This window comes from Limosilactobacillus pontis, assembly GCF_002940945.1.
In the GTDB taxonomy this organism is placed as follows: Bacteria; Bacillota; Bacilli; order Lactobacillales; family Lactobacillaceae; genus Limosilactobacillus; species Limosilactobacillus pontis_A.
Window position 1 is genome coordinate 126,414 of record NZ_PNFV01000003.1, and the last position, 23,389, is coordinate 149,802.

Here is a 23,389-nt window from a genome sequence, read left to right on the forward strand (position 1 = left end):
GATTTTAACGTTTAATTTCGATTATTGATTGAATCTAGTCAATTACCGCGACTAAATCCTTTTCGTGGACAACCAGGTACTTCTCCCCTTTGTATTCCACTTCGTTGCCGGCGTACTTATCGAAGAGTACCCGGTCACCTTCCTTAACAGCTGGAGTAAGCTTTTGTCCGTTGTCTAGGGTCCGACCCTCACCAACGGCAATAACCTTTCCAGTAGTTGGCTTTTCCTTTACATTGGAAGCAAGGACAATTCCACCAACCGTCTTTTCTTCTTCAGTTTCAGCTTTAAGAACAACGCGATCTCCTAATGGTTTTAACACGTTAATCCCTCCATCTTGTTAAAATTAGTTTATCATTTTAGCACTCGACGTTTCTAAGTGCTAACCACAGTTATTACTATAACATCTTTTTTCCGAATTGCAACAAGAAAGTTTGACCAATTTTGACTATTTTATCTTTCCTGCTGTATTTAAAATACGAAAGCGGAGCGAAAACACGCTTAGCATTTCCGCTCCGTTGATATCACTTATTATCTTCAGAATAGTTCTTGATAAAGTAAATCAGAGTCTGCAGTTCGTTGGTCAAGTCGATGTTTTGGACCTGAACGCTCTTAGGTACGGACAGGCGAACCGGAGTAAAGTTTAAAATCCCCTTCACGCCCGCCTCAACCAGCTGATCAGCAACCTTCTGGGCCTTAGATCCTGGTACTGTCAGGATGACCACGTCGATCTGCTGCTCCTTAAGCTGAGTTATCATCTCTTCAGCCGGATAAATTGGAATTCCGCTCTTAACCGTATTGGCATACTCTGGCTTGGTATCAAAAGCCGCACTGATCCGCAGGTTAGTATCCTGATGGAAGTTGTAATTTAAAAGGGCGCTCCCCAGGCTACCAACCCCAACTAAAGCCACGCTGATTAAAGAGTCTTGGTGCAAGATCCCTTTGAAGAACTTCAACAGGTTGGCAACGTCGTAACCATAGCCCCGCTTCCCCAGTTCACCAAAATAAGAAAAGTCCCGCCGGATGGTAGCAGAATCAACCTGAACGGCCTCTGACAGCTCAGTGGACGATACTCGCTGCTTGTTAGCATTTAGCAGCACCGTCAAATAACGATAATAAATTGGTAAACGACGGGCTGTGGCTCGCGGAATCTTTTTGCTTGGCATATATGTTCCTCCTACTTAATAATTTTAAACAATTGCCCACCTTAACTCTCACGCTTATAGTTGAGCAAATTATCAATTTTAATTTGAATGCTTGTGAAATTTACATTACACTTCATTCTAGCAACTTTCCGTCCTATTGTGAACCAGTCAACAATAAAAATCCCTTTTTTTATAAATTTCTCAAAATCTGCTAGAATGGAAAGTGATTGAATATACTATATTAATGAGGTTTCATCCATGATACTTTTACAAACTAATGACGTCATGCGCCGCTTCGGTGCCGACGTCTTATTTCACAATATTAATCTTCAGATCCAGGACCACGGACGGACAGCCCTCGTTGGTCGCAATGGAGCCGGTAAAACAACCCTCTTGAAGATGATCGCTGGTATTACCCAGCCAGACGAGGGAACAATCAGTAAAGTCAAGGATCTGACCATCGGTTACCTGGCCCAGGATCAGGGACTCGACAGCCAGAATAATATCTGGGCCGAACTTGACCTGGTTTTTGCTCCCCTACACGAAATGGAAAAAACAATTCACCAGTTAGAAGAGGAACTAGCCAGTTTAGACCCGGATGGTGACCAGTATCAACAGGTTCTTAACAAATACGACCGTCTTCAGGGTGAATACAAAAAACGGGGCGGCTTTGAATACGAATCCCGGATGCGTGGGATTCTTCACGGCTTCGGCTTTGGGGAAAAGTACTACGATACCCCCGTCGATGCTCTCTCCGGTGGTCAGAAGACTAAGCTGGCCCTGGCTAAGATCCTCCTTCAGGAACCAAATCTTCTAATTCTAGACGAACCGACCAACCACCTCGACATGAACGTTCTGGCATGGTTGGAGGATTATCTCAAGAGCTACCGGGGTGCCCTGCTGGTCGTCTCCCATGACCGCTACTTTCTCGATCATGTTGTCAAGGATGTCTACGATCTTGACAACCGAACACTGACCCATTACACGGGTAACTACACTCAGTTTGTCACCCATAAGCAGGAGCGGCTTAAGGCCGAGTGGAAGCATTATGACCAGCAGCAAAAGAAGATCGCTAAGCTGGAAGACTTTGTCAATCGCAATATTGTTCGAGCTTCAACCACCAAGCGAGCGCAGGCACGGCGCAAGCAGCTGGCAAAAATGGATCGCCTTGAACGGCCTGAGACCGATGATCGGTCAATCCACTTCCGTTTCCACAGTGATCAGGACAGTGGGACTGAGGTACTCGACGTTGAGAACGCCAAAGTTGGCTACGACGATCAAGTTCTAGCCGGTCCCCTCTCTTTCACCGTCCGCAAGCCTCAGCGAATCGGAATCATCGGCCCAAACGGGATTGGGAAGTCAACCCTCCTCAAGTCCCTACTCCACCAGATTCCACTGATCAGTGGAACCGCTAAGTTTGGGGCTAATCTTGAGATCGGCTACTACGACCAGGAGCAGCAACAGCTCCACCCCAAAAAGACCGTTCTCGATGAAGTCTGGGACGACCACCCCGAGATTCCCGAAAAAGACATCCGCTCCCTGCTGGGCAGCTTTCTATTCGTCGGTGATGACGTCTACAAGCCGGTTCATGACCTCTCCGGTGGTGAAAAGGCTCGATTAGAGCTGACCAAGCTTTCTTTTAAGCCGATTAATTTCTTGATCCTCGATGAGCCAACTAACCACCTCGATATTGATAGTCGAGAGGTTCTAGAGAATGCCATCAACGAGTTTACTGGGACGGTCCTCTTCGTCTCCCACGATCGTTACTTTATCAACCAGGTTGCCACCGATGTCCTTGACATGCATAAGGATGGCATCACCCACTATGAGGGGAATTACGATGACTTCCTCGCTGAACAGGCCAAGCAACAGTCCGCCGCTTCACCGGCTGACACTGCTACATCCCAAAAGTCGACTGTTTATACGGGCAAGCAGTCCTACCAACAGAGTAAGGAGCAGCAAAAAGCCCGTCGTAAACTTCAACGCCAGGTGGATAAGCTGGAAGCCACGATGGGTGAGTTGGAGGAACAGCAAACTCAGCTTCAGGAGAAAATGAGTCAGCCAGAAATCGCAACCGACATTGGTAAGCTAACCGACCTGCAGAAGGAATTAGACACTGCCAAAGAAAAGGCCGATGAGGTTGAACTGGCCTGGACCGCGGCCGCCGAGAAGCTGGAAGAGTTTGACCAGCAGGGCTAGGTTGCTTCATGCTTGACAAATAAATCGCGGTGAAGTTAAATTAGGATATGGTCATAGTAGGTCCGTCCAGAGAACGGGGTCATCGGCTGCAAGCTCCGTCGTCATACCGAATCCAAGCCAGTCTGAACAAACATATAAATAAGTAATTAAAAAGAGTAAAGTACGTCTTTAAACGAGAATGGTAACGCCGTAACGGGTGTCTCGATTAAAGGCGTGCTTTTGTTTTAAGGAGGGATTTGCCTTATGGCAGTAAAAAAACAACGAATCGTCGTCAAGGTTGGAACCAGCAGTTTGATTCTTCCCAATGGTCAAACAAACTTGCAGGCAATCGATGGTCTGGCGTTCACCCTCGCCACCCTCAACCATCAAGGCTACGAGATAGTCCTCGTCTCGTCTGGGGCCATTGGAGTCGGTCTAGCCAGCCTGGGCTTAAAAGAACGGCCGCGTGAGATCGCCAGGCAGCAGGCCCTAGCTGCCATTGGGCAGACCGAGCTGATGCGGATCTATTCGCAACGTTTCCTCGACTACCAGACCAAGGTCGGCCAGCTCCTCCTGACCCGGGACGTTCTCCACTTTCCGGTCAGTCGGCAGCACGTCCTCAACACTATCTCAACCCTGTTGGCAGACCACGTCGTACCAATCATCAACGAAAACGACCCGGTCTCGGTTGACGAGCTGGACCACCACACTACCTTCAGTGACAACGATGAACTTTCTGCCCTGGTCGCCACCCGGATCCACGCCGACTTGCTGGTGGTTCTCTCCGACATCGATGCCTTTTACAACAAGGACCCCCACAAATACCCTGATGCCCAGCCGATTCGCCGGGTAGCCGAGATGACGCCGGAGTTGGCGGCCGCGGCCAGCGGCTCCAGCACCCGTTTCGGTACTGGGGGAATGGTCACCAAGCTTCACGCCGCTGCCACCGTGATGAAGGCCCACCAACGAATGGTCCTCTGTAACGGTGCCGACCCGAAGATTATCTTCCAGGTCATCAATGGTGAAGAAGTCGGCACTCAATTTGGCAAGTAACAAATAATATAGTAAGGAGGAATTTACCATGAACGAAACACTAGTTAAGATCGGTCAACGCGCCCAGGCAGCTGAGAGCCAGGTGGCCCTACTCGACACCGCCACGAAAAATCAGGCCCTAAATGCCATGGCTGACGCCCTACTAGCCCACCAGGATGAGGTCATTACTGCTAACCAGGACGATCTCAACCAAGCTACCAACATGCCGAAGAAGTTCACCGACCGGCTGATGGTCAACGAACAGCGGATTGCTGACATGGCCAACGGACTACGGACCATCGCCAACTTGACCGACCCAACCGCCCGAATCGACCGGGGCTGGATAAATGCCGACGGACTGCAAATTCTGCAACAGCGAGTTCCCCTGGGCGTCATCGGCATCATCTTCGAAGCTCGGCCAAACGTTACCGTAGACGCCACCGGCCTGACATTCAAGAGCGGCAACGCAGTTATCCTTCGTGGTGGCAAGGAAGCCATCCGGACTAATACCGCCCTAGCTAATATTCTGCGAAATACATTGGAGAAACAGGGACTGCCGGCCGATGCAGTACAATTAATTGAAGATACCAGCCATGAGCTCGCCCAGGAGATGATGAACCTGACAGACTATATTGACGTCCTTATCCCCCGTGGTGGCCAAGGCCTAATTCAGCGGGTCGTTAAAACAGCTACCGTCCCTGTAATTGAAACCGGGGCCGGCAACTGTCACGTCTATATCGACCGGGATGCAAACCTAAGAATGGCTACCGGCATCACCGTCAACGCCAAAGTTCAACGGCCATCCGTCTGCAACGCTGCCGAGAAACTCCTGATCCACCGCGATGTGGCGGCCAAGTACCTACCGACAATTGCTCAGGACCTGATCGATCACGGTGTTCAACTCCGGGGTGACGATCAAGCCCGGGCCATTGTGCCCCAAATACAAGCAGCCAGTGATGCAGACTGGGATACCGAATATAATGATTTAATCATGGCCGTCAAGGTAGTTGATTCCTTAGATGACGCCATCCAACATATCAATCGTCACAGCACCCACCACTCCGAGGTCATTGTTACCGATAGCATTGAGCGGGGCCGGTCATTCCAGCAACGGATCAACTCCGCCTGTGTCTACGTCAACGCCTCAACTCGTTTTACCGACGGCGGTGTCTTCGGCTTTGGCGCTGAAATTGGTATTAGTACCCAAAAGCTGCATGCCCGCGGGCCAATGGGATTAGGCCAGCTAACCACCATCAAATACGAAATCACCGGTGACGGTCAGATTCGTCACTAGGGTTCTTATCTACAAGGAGGAATTAATATGAAAATTACAGTTGTCGGTGTCGGCAATATGGGCGGCGCCATCATAAGAGGACTTGTTAACAGTGGTGTTGACGAAATCAGCGGACTCAATCCAACTAATCCTCGGGTCAGCAAGCTTGCCAAACAGCTCGGTTTCAAGCTGTTTACCACGGCTAGTGAGGTCATTGCATACCAACCGGACGTCGTTATCTTGACTACCCCTGCCAATATCACTCTGGCCGTGGCCAAGGAACTCAACGGCCTGCCAAGCAGTACTATTATCATCTCCGCTGCTGCGGGGGTCCGCCAGCATGATCTACAAGAGGTCCTGCCAAATAACGCCATCGCCACAATGATTCCCAACACACCCGTGGCGGTTAACGCCGGTACGATCGGTCTTGCTCTTTCTACCCGAGACGGTGCAGCAACCAGTACTGCCGTCACCCATGTCCTGAACCAGCTCGGCGATGTCATCATGGTTGATGAGGACAAGCTCGACATTGTGGGCGTGGTTGGTGGTTGCGGTCCTGCCTTCGTCGACGTCTTCATGGACGCTATGAGCGACGCTGCAGTCAAACATGGTCTTGACCGTCAAACTGCTTATAAATTGATCGCCAGCATGGTCAAGGGAACCGGCGCCCTCGCTTACGATACCGAAAAGAGTCCGGCTGCTCTACGCGACGAGGTGACCTCCCCAGCCGGCACAACGATCAAAGGAGTTGAAGCCCTAGAGAAACACGGGTTCCGCTTTGGTGTGATTGATGCGGTCAATAAGGCCAATGGTGAAAAGTAAATAATTATCATATTACTAATAAGGAACCTGATTATAGCCCAATTCAACCATAATCAGGTTCCTTTTTTCTAAAAAAAGGCCTCTCCATCGATCTTACTCGATGAAGAGGTCTTGTGATTTATTGGAAATAAATTGCCAATTAGTTATGACGACGCTTGGTTGCTCCCAAGCCAATGAGTGCTACACCCATCAAGCCAAACGCCATAGCAGAAGCTGCCTTGGCCTCGTTATTACCAGTTTGTGGCAATTCATTTTGACCGCTGACATTGCCACTTGTCCCAATACCAGCTCCTTCAGTAACTGATTGCTTAGTGTTCCCCAAAGCAATTAAATTACTATTTGGCTGACTATTAAGCCCAGTTTGCATATTATTCGTGGTACTTGTATTTCCACCTATATTACCAGTAAACGAAACTGGTACAGTACTTTGGCCACCGTTAACCTTGTGTTTCATAACGACAGTGTAAACTTGGGTAATACTACTATCATTATCAAATTCCGGTGATTGGCCACTTGGATCAAAGTTATTTTCTACTACTTCATATCCAAGTTCAGCCAGATGCTTAAGGGTGTCGCCTGTACTGTAATTAATCTTAGTACCAGGCTGACCCATCAAATTGCCTGAATTAGCAATTTGCTTAAAGCCATTGTCCTGATCAACGTAAACAACTTCGGCCGTTTGTGATTGTCCAGCTTTTGGTTGGCTCGTGCCACTTGGTTGCTGACCACTTGGCTGACTTGTGCCGCTCGGCTGGCTACTACCACTTGGTTGTTGACCGCTCGGCTGTTGACCACTCGGTTGCTGACCACTTGGTTGTTGACCACTCGGCTGCTGGCCGCTTGGTTGCTGACCACTTGGTTGACTCGTACCACTTGGCTGACTTGTGCCACTTGGTTGGCTCTGGCCACTTGGCTGACTTGTGCCGCTCGGCTGAGTCTGACCACTTGGTTGGCTCTGGCCACTCGGTTGACTCGTACCGCTTGGCTGGCTGCTGCCACTTGGTTGACTCGTACCACTCGGTTGACTCGTGCCGCTTGGTTGGCTGCTACCACTTGGTTGACTCGTGCTACTTGGTTGGCTGCTGCCACTTGGTTGGCTACTGCCACTTGGTTGACTCATACCACTTGGTTGACTGCTACCACTCGGCTGACTCGTGCCGCTTGGCTGGCTCGTACCGCTTGGCTGACTTGTGCCGCTCGGTTGACTCGTGCCGCTTGGTTGACTGCTACCACTTGGCTGGCTTGTACCACTTGGTTGGCTCTGGCCACTTGGCTGACTTGTGCCGCTTGGTTGGCTGCTGCCACTCGGTTGACTTGTGCCGCTTGGCTGGCTTTGACCACTCGGTTGACTCGTGCCACTTGGCTGGCTACTGCCGCTTGGTTGACTTGTGCCGCTCGGCTGACTTGTGCCACTTGGCTGACTTGTGCCGCTCGGCTGAGTCTGACCACTTGGTTGGCTCTGGCCACTCGGTTGACTCGTACCGCTTGGCTGGCTGCTGCCACTTGGTTGACTCGTGCCGCTTGGCTGGCTACTACCGCTTGGCTGAGTCTGACCACTTGGCTGACTCGTACCGCTTGGTTGACTTGTGCCGCTCGGCTGACTTGTGCCACTTGGTTGGCTGCTACCACTTGGTTGGCTGCTGCCACTTGGCTGACTTGTGCCGCTTGGCTGGCTCTGGCCACTCGGTTGACTCGTACCACTCGGCTGGCTGCTGCCACTCGGTTGGCTGCTACCGCTTGGTTGGCTCTGGCCACTCGGTTGACTCGTACCGCTTGGCTGGCTCGTGCCGCTTGGCTGACTCGTGCCGCTCGGTTGACTCGTGCCGCTCGGCTGAGTCTGACCACTTGGTTGGCTCTGGCCACTCGGTTGACTCGTACCGCTTGGCTGGCTGCTGCCACTTGGTTGACTCGTGCCGCTTGGCTGAGTCTGACCACTTGGCTGACTCGTACCGCTTGGTTGACTTGTGCCGCTCGGCTGAGTCTGACCACTTGGTTGGCTCTGGCCACTCGGCTGACTTGTGCCGCTTGGCTGGCTTGTGCCGCTTGGCTGACTTGTACCGCTTGGTTGACTCTGGCCGCTCGGCTGTACAGGTGAATAATTAACAATATAACTCCGGTCAGGGCTGGCAGGAACGACCGTCTCACCACCAGCATATGGTTTGTCCGCAACATAACCAGTGACTGATGGAGTGCTGATTACACCATACGTTTGACTAGCTGGCATCCAGCCATTATCCGTAATAACCTCACCGGTAACTTTATCAAGCACTAGCTGATGGTTAAAGGAAACATGCGTCACACTATCTGCTGGAGTCAAAATCCCAGCACCAGTATAGTGAACCGTCTGCGTACCCTGCTTAATCAGACTAGCCTTATCAGTTCCAGTTGGATACTTTGGACCATTAGGATCATTAGGATTAATTGGTTGCCCTGGTTGGCCAGGATTCTGCGGATTAATTGTCTGCGTACCATGCTTCAGATAAACATTGAAGGACTGTAGAGTCTTATTGTCATTATCAAAGTATTTATCTTGCCCAGCATAGTCAAAGCCATTTTCATACAGAACATACCCTTGATTTTCCAGGTCATGAATTGTCTTGGCAGTACTGTAATCAATCCGACTATATGGTTTACCCCTCAATTGTCCAGAGTTGGTAAGTTCACTATTACCACGATCAGCATCTAAGTAGTGAACAATTGCGTATTGCAACTGGACAACCGGCTTTTGGTATGGCACTGGAGTATCCTTGGTTGGATCGGTCGGGTTAATCACCGTTCCTGGATTAACTGGTGTATAGCCCGTGACATTTGGAATCGGTTCATTAGGCTGGACCTTTGTTGGATCACTTGGGTCATTCGGATAGGTTGGCGTTGGGGCACCCGGAATTGGTGTCTTACCATCCTTTTCTACCGGAATAATCTTGCCAAGCTTATGATAAACAATCTTTAACCAAATATTCGGGTTCTTAAGCGTAGCAGTCCCACCGGGAACATAACGAACCTCAGCGATATAGCCTGGAATAACTGGTGCAATTACACTATTGAAGGTATGACTTGTCGAATCCCAAGTACCTTTACTGATCAAATCACCCGTAACCTGGTCAACAACATCCGGAGTCCGCGTGAAGTAACCGCTCTGAACATCATCTTCATGAAGCCGGTTTCCTTGTTCATCGACAAACTTCGTCGTTTGACTGATTGGCTTAGTCTTACCATTCTTATCAATCTGACCATTCTTAACGTAGTGAACGATAACAGTATAGCTATTATCGTTATGATTGAGGGTGACGCTCTTTACATTCGGCGTATTTCCATCTTGATCTTGGGTAATGAAACCAACGTGGTAATGGTCAATCTTTGGCGAATCTTTTTCTGGTAAGGTTACGTTATCCGGTTCCCAAGTTAGGGCCCCTGGTCCAGTAATATTACCCTTTTGGTCAACCTTAACGATTTGGTGAGTAACATTATCAATGTTCCCATTGAGGGTAAAGTGAGCTGGTTGAACAACATCACCAGCTAATGAACGGCCAGTTTCAGCATCTTCATACTTAATCGTCCGGTTAATGGTCTTCTGCATGTCCTCCCGAGTATAACCCGGTGCAGGATTATCAGGATTGACTGGCGACGTACTATGAACAAAATGAACCTCAAAGGCATTCTTGTTGTTATCGCTTTGATACGTTTGACCATTAAAGTCATTAGAAACTAACTGATAGTGCTTGATCAAATAACCATTAATCCGATCCTGAACATTATTAGTAAAGACAATCGGTTGGTTAAATTTACCCGTAGCATAATCAGTATCACCTAATTGTTGTCCGGTGGTGTCGTCAATATACTTAATCTGGGCCTTCTGGTCATTAGCAATGTAAATTACTTTATCAACCACATTATTGCTTGACGCATTCACTGAAACCGCAGGATATGTTTGACGATCAGGCGTATAACCGTCAATCACAGGACTAACTTCTTCAGGGAAGGACTGTGTAGCTGGTGTCCAAGGCGTCCAGGTAATTTGGTTATTTACCAGGTCCTTCGTTCCAGTCCGTGTAAAGGTTAATGGCTGAGCAGAATAGTCATCCGCCGCCTTCTTACCATCTGCATAGACATAATGGATAACCTCAGTAATTTCCTTCTGTAATTGTGTCTTATCTGTAACCGGCGTTGTTGCATGCTTGAAATGTACTTTAAAGATATTCTTACTGTTATCACTCTGGTAATACTGATTTTTGAAGCCGTTTGAAACTAATACATAGTGCTGCCCCTTATACTTTTGAATTGTTTGATCTACACTCGGGTTAAAGCTGATTTTTGTTCCAAACTTACCATTAGCAGGGGTACTATCCAGTTGGGTATTAGTCGTATCATCGATATACTCAACAACCGCCTGTTGGTCATTAGCCGTGTACTTAACCGTCCGTTCCGTAGTTTCTGGACCATCACCCTTAATGGTAATTCCGCTAACGGCACCTGGGTTTGGTGTATAACCTGAAATATTTGGGGAACTAACGGTCGCAAAGGTCTGTTGTGGTGACCAAGGGCCCCACGTAGTATTTCCTGTGACTAAGTCCTTAGTACCAGTCCGATTAAAGGCAACCGCAACCGGCGATTTGTCGGGATGAGCCTGACTACCATCTTCAAAGACATAGTGGACAATTAGGTTCTTGGTTGTACGGTCAGGAATGCCTTTTTGTAGTCCATGCTTAAAGTGAACTTCATAATGCTGGTCAACTGTATCATCATTGTCGAATACTAATGGCTGGCCATTCGAAGTATCACTCACTAGTTGATAGTGTTGGTTTTTATAGTCAGCAATCTTTCCCTTGGTGGAATAATTTGCCTTATTATCGGAAATCCCTTTTAAATTATCCGTATGAAGAGTCCGTTTATCCGTATCATCAATATAGGTTACCGTAATCTTCTGAGAATCAATATAGTAGGTTACCGTAAACGGTTTATCAAGATCTGTATTCCAATTATCATTTGTTACATTAACCGGCTGCTGATCAATTTTACTTTTATCTGGTGTATACCCAGGAATTTTAGGACTATCAACCGCATCAAACTGTGCAGGAGAAATCTTGCCATTCCAATCGGTTTTACCAGTTGCTAAATTCTTAACCCCAGACTGAGTTAAAATAACTGATTTGGTAGATGTCGGCTGAGCAACTTGGCCCTTCTTGGGACCATTACCATAAATATAGGTAATCGTCTCCGTAATCTTCTTAGTCCGCTGGGTTGGCTTGTTTTCATTCAGTGTAGCCTCATAAACAACCGTATCGTTATTGAAATCATACTTAACCTTTTGTCCAAAGGCAGCCTTGCCATTCGGATAGCCATTCTCATACTGATCGTTTGAGTTTTGAATAGTTGGGTTAGCATAGTCAATGTAAATCTTAGATGGTAGTAATGCTTTATCAGCTGCAGTCAGATCTTTATCACCAGTCAAGAAGTCGGACTTTGACATCAGGTCACCATAATCATAGGTCTTAGCCTGATCAGGTAATACAACAGTCTTATCATTACCGTCCTTATCCTTAAAGTGAATGGCAACATTAATCTTATCTTGTTCCGTTACCGTAATATTAGAACTAGACTTGTCACCGGCAGCGATAATAAATGGCTTCTGCTTCTCCGAACTACTCCGGCCATTGGCCCAGGTAGAGCTGGCAAGATAAGCGATTTTACCCACATGATCATAGATATTAGGGTCTTGCCCTGGTAGCACTAGCCGAACTGAAGTATTACCAGCCAAACTTGGCATTGTGACAAGGACAGCACGGATTGTTGACCAGTCTTTGATTTGACTGCCATCCACAAAACCATTTTTGCTTGGTTCGGTTGATGATGAGATTACGACTGGTTGAGTAGAATATGAGATTTTAGCATCAGTTACCTTTTGACCAGTCATTGGGTTAATTACCTTAGCTGGACCAGTAAGTGATACATCGAATTCACTCTTGCCATCCTTAGTACTTGGTAAATTAGTGAATGATTCCAAATTATTTAGGACATGATCTGTCGCATTGATTACTGATGTGGCATAAGTCATTTGACTTCCATGATGATCTTCCGAATTACCAGCTAATTGAAGGCTAGAATTCTGGTTTCCTTGAGCCGCTTCAGCTGAAGTCGTGATATGCGCCGTATTAATCACCCAATTAGATGGTTGCGTATTTGCAAAAAGCTTATCTAATGAAATTCCTTCATGTTGAGCAATTTCATCGGCAAATTGCTTACCTTCTGCGTTAGTAAGCTGATTTGCTAATTTGGTATCTTCAAGATTGTTATCTTTAGTAATGTCAGCTGTATTTTGCGTTAACACAAACATTTGAATCGGGCTTGCACCAGCTTGTGCATCAAATTGGTTATTGAAGTTAATGGATAGCTCCTTATCAAACAAATCTAAAACATCATCGAGTTCATTATGATTTGACAAATCAATTTTTAGATATTTATTATTTCCAACATTAAAAGTTGAAATTGATTTGGGATTATATTTCTTAAAGGTCTGGTCACTTGTTTCAACTGTTGCATTATTAGGAAGCTTTATATAGATAATTGGATGAACTAGTTTTATGTCATAACCAGTTTTGTTTTGAAGAACAATTTGAGCAATGTATCCTGAATCAGATTGTGTCGGATCTGTACTAATTTGTGTTACACTTAAAAAACTACTCAAGCTTAGTGGCAATTGTGGTCTAGCAAGTAAAATGTCGTCTTGAGTTACCTTAGTACTGCCATCTACACTAATTGTATTTTTTAGGCTATCTCCAACTATTACGGGTTGCCCATTACTGTAGGCATTTGCAATGGAGTAATACTTTGGAACTAAAGCAACAGTCGCTCCTGGATCAAGCTCATCAACCACCATATCTACACTTTTAATATACTTTTTATTCTTAACATTATGATCCATAGCTTCAAAATCTTTTGAAGTTATTGTCTGCTTACTACCATCTTTAAAAGTAAAAGTAACCTTAAAATTTTGATTCTTGTTTCCAGTAAGTGAGGCATAATAATACTTACCTAGAAAATTAAGTCCATCAGAATAGTCAACATGAATCTTAACGTTTTTACGAGACTGATTAATTGCATTCGTGACGAAGAATACTCCCGTATTGACCGCATTCTTACCATCAATTTCCCCATTTATATAATCGTCATTATAATTACCATTGACATAATTATAACTGTCTGCGTAATAAATATCGTAGACATAACCATCACTTTTATTTGGAACCTTGGGAGCAACAACGAATGAGGTATCATTCCCAGTAATCTGTTTACTTGTATTATTTCGGAACTGTTGAGTATAGACTCCATTCTTAAATGTTAGTGACGTATTATCACCAGCTAAAAAACTATCGGGTGCATTAACTTTCCCATAAAAATATACTGGTGAATCAACTAATGCCTTACTCCCCGCTGGTATATGCACAGTAATAATATTCCCATTTTGGTTAATCGTTGCATCACTCTTCTGTCCGTTCACATCTACTAATGGACGAGTAGTATCGACTGTAAAGTATTTAGGAGCGGTTAGTGTCAATGTCCCACCATGATTAAAGGTGTAGTTATAACCAAAACTATATTGCAAAGCATAATCATTTAACATTAAGCCATACTGAACTTCTTGTTGATTATGGATTGGAATACTTGCTACCAACTTATGTAATGGGGCATAATATGACGTCGGATCAGTTCCCTCTGAATATAGAAGACTATGGGCTGGCCCAACTATAAGTTTACCTTTAATTTCTGTTGGAATTTGATAAACAAACGGTAATTCCTTCCATACGCCATCGTTTTTCTTTATGGATAAATTAAAATTAAATTGCTCTCCTGGATACAATGAATCTGCATCTGTATTATAGTATTTTAAGAATTCACTGAAGCTCCAACTTTGTAATGAAATTGATTGATTAACCGTTCCTGACTTACTAAATTTATCCGATATATAATAATAATTTTCGTCCCTAGTATCGTTTACTTCACCAAAGTTGTTCGAAATTGAACCTGCGTCTATATTAGCAATATACTTTCTAGGAACACGAATTGTGTATGTATCCCCTGCCTTTACTTCATTAGCATTAAAAATAACGGTGCTGGTACTATTATCATTTGTAATTACATTATTGTCAGTTTTTAAGCTTGCACCATCATCTAGAGTAATGGATGCACTATTTTTTTGTGCAGCTTTATTGTCGCTAATAGTACGGGCAACATTATTAGTTACGGTATTATTTTGTGACACAGTCATATTCTGAATAGCTGATGTCTTAGTACTATTGACATGTTTTTGTCCTGTTTGATTAACTGAAACATCTGTTTGATCTGACTGGTCAATTACTGTGCTTAGTTGACTATTTGACGAATTACTAGTTAGCGGTACCGAAGAAGCACCAATTGAGTTATTCAAATTTGTTGATTCTGAAGTACTATTATTGTGATTGTCATTGTTTACCACTTCATCGGCGTTGGCAACCGTGTTGTTAGCGCCAAAATACATCGTGGTCCCCAGTAAAACAGAGACAACCCCGATGCCGAGCTTCCGCAGGCTATAGTGCGGGACCTCGCGATCAAGCGTCATCAACTGTTTTTGGTACCGATTATTTTTTGAAACCATGTTGAGTAACCCCCTTATTACTTATCAAAAGATAAAAGCGATGCAAATAAGCATTGTTGAAGATTATAAATAATAGCAAAACACATGTATTAATATAACCTTTTTTATCATTCTAAACATCTTCATTATAGTTCAGACAATATATAATTTAAACCGCTGTTTAATTGCTATTTTTATAAAGTAAATGGTTATTATTAAACGTTTTAATTGAAAATACATTTGATAAATAAATGTTAATAATTATTTATATTTTTATTAAATACAATTATTATCTGATTGTCTATTAATAGTAAAAACACCTCACAATTAATAATTGTGAGGTGTTCATTTAGCGTTAATAATCCTGAATTATAAATTTAATAGAGGTATGCTAACTCAGAAATTCGACAACTACCTGGTTAAATCGACTTCATTGTTTACGGTATTTCTTAACAGCACTAGTTCCAACTGCAAGCGTCAGGCCTAACAGACCAAAGGCAACTGCCGAAGTTGCTTCTTCATTACCAGTTTGTGGCAATGTTGATTTAGTTGCATTTGGCTGTGATTTCCTTACTACCCGATCAGAACTCGGCATCGTTTCAGGCTGTGGAACTGAAGGTACCTGCCAATGTGCTAACTCATTTGGAGTTAGCGGCTGATTATGATCAATCCTTGGTTGTGATTCACTCGACTGCGGTACTGTTGGCTGCGGCACTGTCGGTTGCAGCGTCGTTGGCTGCGGCGTCGTTGGCTGTGGTGTCGTTGGTTGTGGCGTCGTCGGCTGCGGCGTCGTTGGCTGTGGCGTCGTCGGCTGCGGTGCTGTTGGCTGTGGTGTCGTTGGCTGTGGTGCCTTACTATAAGTAACGATAATATCGATATTGGCAGAATTTTGGGTAATTCCCTCAATGGCCTTAACATTGCCTTCACTGTCACCATATCCCGCTTCAACCTTGGATGTATAACCATTGATTTGCGGCGTTACCACTACCGCAAATTGGTGACCATCATTAGCAACCCAAGTCAGCGGCTGCGATTGATCTTTCAGTTTACGACCATTAATATCTGTCCACTTCTTTGTAACCGAATCATAATAGCCGCTTCCGGAGAAGGTTAACTTAGCCACTTTGGCAGCCGGAGTCTGATCACCGGCACCAGTATAGGTAACTGTTTCCTTAACAACCTTCTGCAGATCAGCAGTGGTTAACCCATTGCCCGGTTGTAATGGGGTTACCGGAATAATTTGATGAGCCACATAAATAATGACTTGCTGATTACCATCACTAATGGTAGTTGGAACCACAACGGTTGGGTTAAGCACCTTGTAGCCCGCCTGTCTTAGTTTGGCAATGGTCCCCTGAGTGTCATAGCTAAACTTAGTTCCAACCTTCTGACGACCACTCTGCTTACTATAATTCTTCAGGTCTTGATTTGTGGTGATATCATGAACCATCACTTCGATCGTTCCATATTCTGTGGTCGGCTTTGGGGTTTGACCATCCTTAGTGTAAATAACGTTAACAACCTGACTAATCCCCTGACGTGGCGTAGCAAACTGCACAGTCTTCAGACTAGGCGTATATCCGCTAACCATTGGCGAGTTAACGTTAGCAAAGGCTGACTGACTTGGGGTCCAGGCACCATCCTTAATCGTTTGGCCAGTAACCTGGTCAACCTGATCAACCTTCGTCCAGGTAATCGTCTGAAGCGAACTGTCTGCTGGTGCCTTGCTCCCGTCGGCCATAAGATAGTGGACATAAGCAGTTGATTTAGTGGTTATTTGTTGATCTTTAAGTGCATGAACTAATTTGATTACCCATTCTTGGTCAACATCTGACTGATCATCATAGTCGCCAAAGTTGATTGCCCGGTAATCCTTAGCATTGAGCACCTGATCGTTGTAAGTGGCGGTCTTCCATATATAACCATGGCTAAGCAAGTAAGCTAATTGCGATCCAGCAGCCGTGAAGCTGATCGGACTGCCTGCTACCCCTTGCTGCGTATATTCACCAAGCTGAACTGGTACCTTTGAAGTAACATCTTGAATGACCAACTTAGCAGTCTGTGGTGTTTTAGCTGGTGCTTTCGTCAGATAAATGGCGAACTCCTGGTTACTGTGATTAGCAGCCGCGTACTTTCCAAAGTTAACACTGCTATATGAATGCCCCTTCAAGGTGAGCTTGTTAGTCACGTCTTGTGCATGATCAAATGTGCAACCATTGGCAATGTAGGCCTGTACAATCGCCGCTGCTCCAGCAAACTGAATCGGCGTCCCACCAATTCCAGATGCATTTACCGTGCCTACGAGCTGGTTGTTAACATAAATCGCCAGTTTAGCATTATGAACCTCGGCCGGATTGGCTTGGTAGTAAACTGTTGCCTCTACATTACCATGATTATAGGTCACATCGGTAATTGCCTTAATATCATTTCTATCTGCTAAAGAGTGCGGTGTCGTCTTTGCGGCATCAATGGTATAACCCTTAATTGTTGGCGAAACTACCTTGGCAAACGTTAATGGATCGGACCATACAAAATCACTCGCCTTAGCTGCTGTGATATTGATTTCATGATCAACATCATTATCATAGGTAACCTGACCATTCTTAACGCTCTTGATTGCCAGCATTTTACCAGTAACAAGATCAACCATCCCCTGGCCACTAAAGGTAAGGGTGCTGGTGTGATCGGTAGCGACTGGTTTCTTAGTCGCTTCATTCAAATAATGGACCGTTTCGGTCACTTCCCGGGTCAGGTCCGTCCGCCCAAATGAATTACTTGGGTTAATCGGCGTATACTCATGTTCCAGATAAACGTAGAATTGCTGGTCGGTTCCTGGCTGATCATCAAATTTCCATTGCTGAGCGGCAGTTGGGTAATTAGTTCCGTACTCAGTTGGCGCATTAGGATCCGCGGTCGCCTGAACAATGCTGTGAACTTTATAACCAGCGTGGGTCCAGGCATCAACTGCAGCTGCTGCCCCATTAAAATCGATTGCTGCATTGGCCTTGCCTGCGGTATTAAACGTTCCCAGATCACGATTGTTTTCATTCATATCAATGATATGCAGGGTGGCATTCTCTAACTGTTCGGGTTTAACGCTACTATAAGTAACCGTTATGGTCTGTGCCGGGCTAAGATAAGTAACCAATTCTTGACCGACGGACTTGATATCAACACTTGTGTAGCCAAGACTAGCGGGGTCCTTAGAATCTACCGCGTTAAAGGTTGCATCAAGCGGCGTCCAAGCATAATCACCATTGGTAACGTCAACCTGGCCATCATTGTTGGTATCGTAACCCAAGATCTTTCCAGTCACCTTATCGACAATGGCGGTTCGAGTAAAGTGCGCTGTTTGGGTATAGGTAGACTTACCATTTGGCGCCCCATTAACCTTCTTGCCGGTCGTATCCCGATAGTTGATTGTCCGGGTAACAAACTTATTTAAGTCATCATAGCGCAATCCAGCTTTATCTTCGGGGTGATCCGGAGTAACAGGAACCGTCGCATGGTCATAGTAAATATTAATTGTCTGATCAGTCGGCGCCACCAGGTCAGGCTGTCCAGCCGCTACTATCATTGCGGCTTGACCATCAGCAAAATGAGGTGTTTTTTGATAACCACGACTAGTGAGGTTCGGTGACTCCTGTTGCTGCCATTTATTCTGGTCCAGCATCCAGGTATTACTAAATTGGTATTGGTGAGTCTTTTCATCCAGACTTCTATAACCAATCACTTTCCCCTGATCGTTCTTAAGCTGGTAACGATAAAGAGTTGCTGGCTGAGAAACCGGCTTTACCCCGGGGATTGCCTGATGGGTTTGGCTATCCAGGTAATTGATTGTCCGGGTGACCGTCTTAGTTTCACGTACTACTGGATCAACTTCAGCACCGAGCTTGATAAACCCAATATCACCGCCACCATCGCCGGTCATCTGCAGATAAATTGGATACACCTTACCACTAAACGTAGGATCAGTTGAGGTAAAACGAACAAATGGGAACCCCTCCGAAATGGTACCGTACGGGGTAGTATCATCCGTTTGCTGACTTAAGATTCCATTCCACATACCGACTACACGATTTGAGCGGGAGCCATCAGGATTTTCGGCATATGCCAACAATTCATTAGGGGTGGTAACACCAGTTGCATCATCAGAATCAATTTGGCTCGGCAGAATAACCCTACTGGTGGCATTAACGCTATTCCCAAGGATAAAGCCAGTCCGACTGTAGCTAAGTGCCTTAGGACCATAGAAAGGACTATCAGCATCATATCCCTCGGCGTAAAAGTTCTTTATCCCAGAGTCAGTGTAACGGTAAAAACCGCTATAAGGCTGTGTCTGCGCCTGACCACCTGCTGGCACCTTAATGCTGTGCTCTCCGATAAGCGCACTCTCAACCAAGTAAAGAGGTCCTGACTGCTTATTTGGATCATAACTGTCCACTTCATTACCGTACTCATCAACAGCAATTGGAGCATTTACGGTATCATTCTGCAGTTGACTCCATAAATCTGGATATTTGCTCTTAATCTGTTTAGCCAAAGTTAGTGGACTTAGGTCTAGCTGCGCAAATTCTCCATTGCTGTCCTTAGTAAATGGAAGCTCAATCGCAGTTGGATCAACCGTTCCATTACTTGTCACATAGAGTAAGGTAAGTGCATTATCGTTATTCTTAACATACTCAACTTTTGTATCACTATAGGGGTCTTGAATTGTTACCTGCGTACTGTTTTTAGGATGATAACCCGGAATATTTGGCACTGTCTGAGCTGCAACGACTTGATTATCCTTTACAGAATAATAATTATTAAACACCCCTCGCGCCAAAAGCTGACCATTGCCGTCGACAGGGATAAACTGTCCTACGACCTTATATGGAACCTGGTAATTACCTTCAATCTGACCATCCTGTTCGTTGTCTGAACTAATATGGCTGGCAAGATATTGACTAATCTTATCCGAAGTCAGATGATCATTGCTCAAGCCGCTGAGGTCAAACTGATACGTTATTCCCGCAGGACCAAAGATAACATTATTCAAGTCTACACTGGTCATTCCATCATTAGTTGTGGCCTGGATTGGCTGCTGGTCATCAGTCGAGCTAGGCAGGGCAAAGTGATACTTAACCGTCAGTTGCTGGTTCTGCGGGTCAAATTGATCAGTCTCCGCACTATCGGGCGTGCTAACCGCACTAACCTTGCCGTTCTTACCAAGTGTCATTGAAAACTGCAATGAAGTAGTATCATCACTTAAATTATAGTTGGTACCATTAACGTTAACTGTCGGCTTTACATCCAAAGTTAGTGATGCTGACAACTGATTTTGAGCGCTGTTCGGCTGACTACTAGTTGATTCCGACTGTCCGCTTATGGGTGCTGCTTTTTGAGATGGCTCAGCTGAAACCGCACTAGCTGGCTTAGCTGCTGCTGATTGACTACTGAACTGGTTGGCAACCACATTGGCTGGCGCAGCTGACTGCTGGCTTGCTTCTTTGCTCGTTGCTTGACCAGCAGACGTCAGAGCAACACTATTCGATTGAATTTTGCTATTTTGAGTTGTAGCTGTTGTTCCCGCAGCGTTATCACCATCCTCAGCCATGGTGGTATCCGCATTAGCAATCATATTATCTGTACCAAGATACATCGTCGTACCAAGCAAAACGGAAACGACACCAATTCCTAATTTCCGTAAGCTATAGTGCGGTACTTCACGGTTTATCATTTTTTTCGTCATCAATTTCTTATTGTTCCTTGAAACCATAAAAATACCCCCAAATATTTATAGTTCTATCAATATAAAACATTTTATCCTATGCTCATAGTATAGTTCCTGTTATTTCTTTTATCAAATTAACTAAAAATGTCTTAATATACTGATGATATGATTTAATTCTTAATATTTTTATCATTTTCCATAATTATATGTTACATACGCCAAACGCCCCCTAAACAGCCAAGTAAATTGCTCACTTAACTGTTTAGGGGGCGTTAACCACTGAAATTATAACTATGTAATTATTCAACTTCCATTCGCTTAAACATCAGACCGGGGACCGCATTGAGATCTAATTCAGCCCGGTCACCGTTCTGATAATCAACGTATCCGGCTGCTCCAATCATAGCAGCATTGTCCCCACATAATTTCAGGGGAGCCTGGAGCATTCCGACCTCCGGGTGGTACTTGGCCATATCATGATCAAGCCGGGTCCGCAGACCATGGTTGGCTGCCACTCCACCAGCCAGGATCAGTTGCTTAACCGGATACCGGTCTAAGGCCCGCATCGTCTTCTCCGCGAGGACATCGACAACACTCTGCTGGAAGCTGGCAGCCAGATCGTACTTATCCAGCTGCTCTCCCCGTTGGTCGGCGTTGTGAACCGTGTTTATGAAGGCGCTCTTCAACCCGCTGAAACTGAAGTCGTAGTTGGCCTCCTTCTCCATTGCCCGCGGAAAGTTGAATGTATCGTTGCCCTGGGCTGCCCACTCATCGATCGTCTTCCCGGCTGGGTAGTTGACCCCCAGCACCCGGCCGATCTTGTCGTAGGCCTCCCCGGCTGCGTCGTCTCGGGTTTCACCGATGATCTCATACTCATGCTCTTTTGGCATGTAGACCAATTCTGTATGTCCTCCAGAAACCAGCAGGGCCATCTGTGGGTACTTGAACTCGCCAACAAAACGGGCTGCATACAAGTGACCGGCCATGTGGTTGACCGGAACCAGGGGCAGCTGGTGGGCCCAAGCAATCACCTTAGCCGCGGTAACCCCAACCAACAGGGAACCAACCAATCCAGGACCATAGGTAACAGCCACGGCTGTAATATCGTCGTAGCTGACCCCGGCTTCCTCCAAAGACTGGTCGACGCAACGGGTAATCCACTCGATATGGTGACGGCTAGCCACTTCAGGGACAACCCCGCCAAAGCGTTGATGGCTATCAATCTGGGTAGCCACCACGTTACTAAGGATCTTGGTGCCGTTTTCGACAACGGCCACGCTGGTTTCATCACAACTGGTTTCAAACGCTAAAATGAGCGTACGTTCTGCCATAACTATCTCTGCTCTCCTTTATTCAATAGGTCCGCTTCCATGTCCACCGCGTCCTCATGATCATCGAGGTAGTAGCGGTGCTTGATCTCCCGTTCTCGGAACCCTAACTGCTCGTATAGCTTCCGGGCCACCAGGTTGTGTACCCGTACCTCCAGACTCACCGAATGCAGCTGGGTATGGCGGGCATAGTTGATAGCGGTGCTGATCAGGTAGGTACCAATCCCCTTCTGCTGGTAACCGGGGGTGACACCAATATTGGTGATGTGCAGGTCGAGCCGGTACCAGTCGACCGCCATACCAATAAAACCGACAACCCGGCCGTCGTCAACAATCACCAGATAAAGACGGTCGTGGGGACGGCGCAGCTCAATCTGAAAGGCAGCGTAGCTCCATGGAGCAGTCCCGTAGATGGCCTGCTCAATTTCAACTATCTCCCGAATATCCTGTTCCGCCGCCATTCGAACCACGTACTGGTGACGCTTGATCATTACAACCCGACGCGCAAAATCCAGCATTGGCCATTTCCGGCCGTTGATGGTGACCCGGCACCAATTCTTAAACTTCTCGAACATAATTCTTTCTGGTAACTCCAGGATGCAGCTTCTGCCAGTTAGCTTCTGCCTCAGTAATCCGTAGATAATGCGGGACAAACGGGTCGATCTCTTTGACAGCTGGCCGTTCTTCACCCGTTAATGCCAGCTGATAGGTCGACGGGATCCCATAGGCGCGCGGTGCCAGGGTAACATTCTGTGGCAGGCTCTCAAACTGATCGGCGAGTTTCTTCGTCACATGCCCCACCATAACCACCGGTTGGCCAACCTTAGCTAACTGGGCAAGCAGGTCGGCCATCGCCAGGTGCTGGTCAGCAATCCGGTTATGTAACTGACCATCCTGCCATTGATAGGCACCCGCAAAAACGTTCCCCCGCCGAGCATCAAAGAATGGGACGATGATCGCCTTAGTCGTCGGCAGAACATTACGGGCCACCACCTCCAGGCTGGACACCCCTACCAGGTCAATGTTGAGGGTATCAGCTAAAACCTTGGCCGTAGTGGCTGCAATTCGGATTCCCGTATAGGAGCCAGGACCCTGGGCAACGACGACCCGGTCCAGGTCAGCCGGCCGCCACTTAACCAGATGACAGAGCCGATCAATCGTTGGCATCAGGTAAATGCTATGATTGCGCACCATATTCAGCGTGGTCGTCGCCAGGAGCTGGTCATCCTCGACCAGGGCCACACTCATCGGGTGGTTTGATGTATCAATTGCTAATACTTTCATTTTTCC

General features: G+C 46.1%; 11 protein-coding genes and 1 pseudogene. 4 read left to right on the forward strand and 8 right to left on the reverse strand.

Translation table 11 applies throughout. The features are described 5' to 3' along the window. Positions 1–34: 34 nt before the first annotated feature. Both groES and CK797_RS03530 read right to left on the reverse strand, forming a co-directional pair. The gene (gene groES, locus CK797_RS03525; protein ID WP_104688427.1) at positions 35–319 is read right to left on the reverse strand and encodes a co-chaperone GroES; all 285 of its coding nucleotides are present in this window, start codon (positions 317–319) and stop codon (positions 35–37) included. 202 nt (positions 320–521) lie between these two features. Next, entirely contained in the window at positions 522–1,163 is a 642-nt protein-coding gene (locus CK797_RS03530; RefSeq protein ID WP_104688428.1) for a redox-sensing transcriptional repressor Rex, read from the reverse strand. Between the two features lie 237 nt (positions 1,164–1,400). On the opposite strand from CK797_RS03530, the gene CK797_RS03535 reads away from it, so the two are divergent. The 4 genes from CK797_RS03535 to proC all read left to right on the forward strand — a co-directional run bounded on the left by CK797_RS03535 (position 1,401) and on the right by proC (position 6,447). Then, complete coding sequence (locus tag CK797_RS03535) at positions 1,401–3,341, forward strand: ATP-binding cassette domain-containing protein (protein WP_104688429.1); 1,941 nt, start codon at positions 1,401–1,403, stop codon at positions 3,339–3,341. A gap of 243 nt (positions 3,342–3,584) precedes the next feature. Continuing rightward, a complete protein-coding gene (gene proB / locus CK797_RS03540; protein WP_104688430.1) occupies positions 3,585–4,373 on the forward strand; it encodes a glutamate 5-kinase in 789 nt (262 codons plus the stop codon). Positions 4,374–4,401: 28 nt separating this feature from the next. Then, positions 4,402–5,646 carry a glutamate-5-semialdehyde dehydrogenase gene (locus CK797_RS03545; protein ID WP_104688431.1) on the forward strand — a complete coding sequence of 415 codons (1,245 nt, stop codon included), beginning with the start codon at positions 4,402–4,404 and terminating at the stop codon, positions 5,644–5,646. 27 nt (positions 5,647–5,673) lie between these two features. Further along, positions 5,674–6,447, forward strand: coding sequence for a pyrroline-5-carboxylate reductase (gene proC, locus CK797_RS03550; RefSeq protein WP_104688432.1), 774 nt, complete (start codon positions 5,674–5,676; stop codon positions 6,445–6,447). Between the two features lie 139 nt (positions 6,448–6,586). On the opposite strand, the gene CK797_RS03555 is transcribed toward proC, so the two are convergent. The 6 genes and pseudogenes from CK797_RS03555 to tsaB form a co-directional block, all read right to left on the reverse strand. Continuing rightward, a complete protein-coding gene (locus CK797_RS03555; protein WP_225365019.1) occupies positions 6,587–12,850 on the reverse strand; it encodes a mucin-binding protein in 6,264 nt (2,087 codons plus the stop codon). Positions 12,851–14,932: 2,082 nt separating this feature from the next. After that, positions 14,933–15,076: pseudogene (locus tag CK797_RS09235) on the reverse strand (YSIRK-type signal peptide-containing protein); the annotation flags it as partial. 409 nt (positions 15,077–15,485) lie between these two features. Next, positions 15,486–20,777, reverse strand: a complete 5,292-nt coding sequence (locus CK797_RS03560) for a mucin-binding protein (protein WP_181049513.1) — start codon at positions 20,775–20,777, stop codon at positions 15,486–15,488. A gap of 293 nt (positions 20,778–21,070) precedes the next feature. Continuing rightward, entirely contained in the window at positions 21,071–22,102 is a 1,032-nt protein-coding gene (gene tsaD, locus CK797_RS03565) for a tRNA (adenosine(37)-N6)-threonylcarbamoyltransferase complex transferase subunit TsaD (RefSeq protein ID WP_104688435.1), read from the reverse strand. 2 nt (positions 22,103–22,104) lie between these two features. After that, positions 22,105–22,674: a ribosomal protein S18-alanine N-acetyltransferase gene (gene rimI, locus CK797_RS03570; protein WP_104688436.1), complete on the reverse strand. Its 570-nt coding sequence runs from the start codon at positions 22,672–22,674 to the stop codon at positions 22,105–22,107. Then, complete coding sequence (tsaB, locus tag CK797_RS03575) at positions 22,658–23,383, reverse strand: tRNA (adenosine(37)-N6)-threonylcarbamoyltransferase complex dimerization subunit type 1 TsaB (protein WP_104688437.1); 726 nt, start codon at positions 23,381–23,383, stop codon at positions 22,658–22,660. Before tsaB ends, rimI begins: the two co-directional genes overlap by 17 nt. Positions 23,384–23,389: the final 6 nt, after the last annotated feature.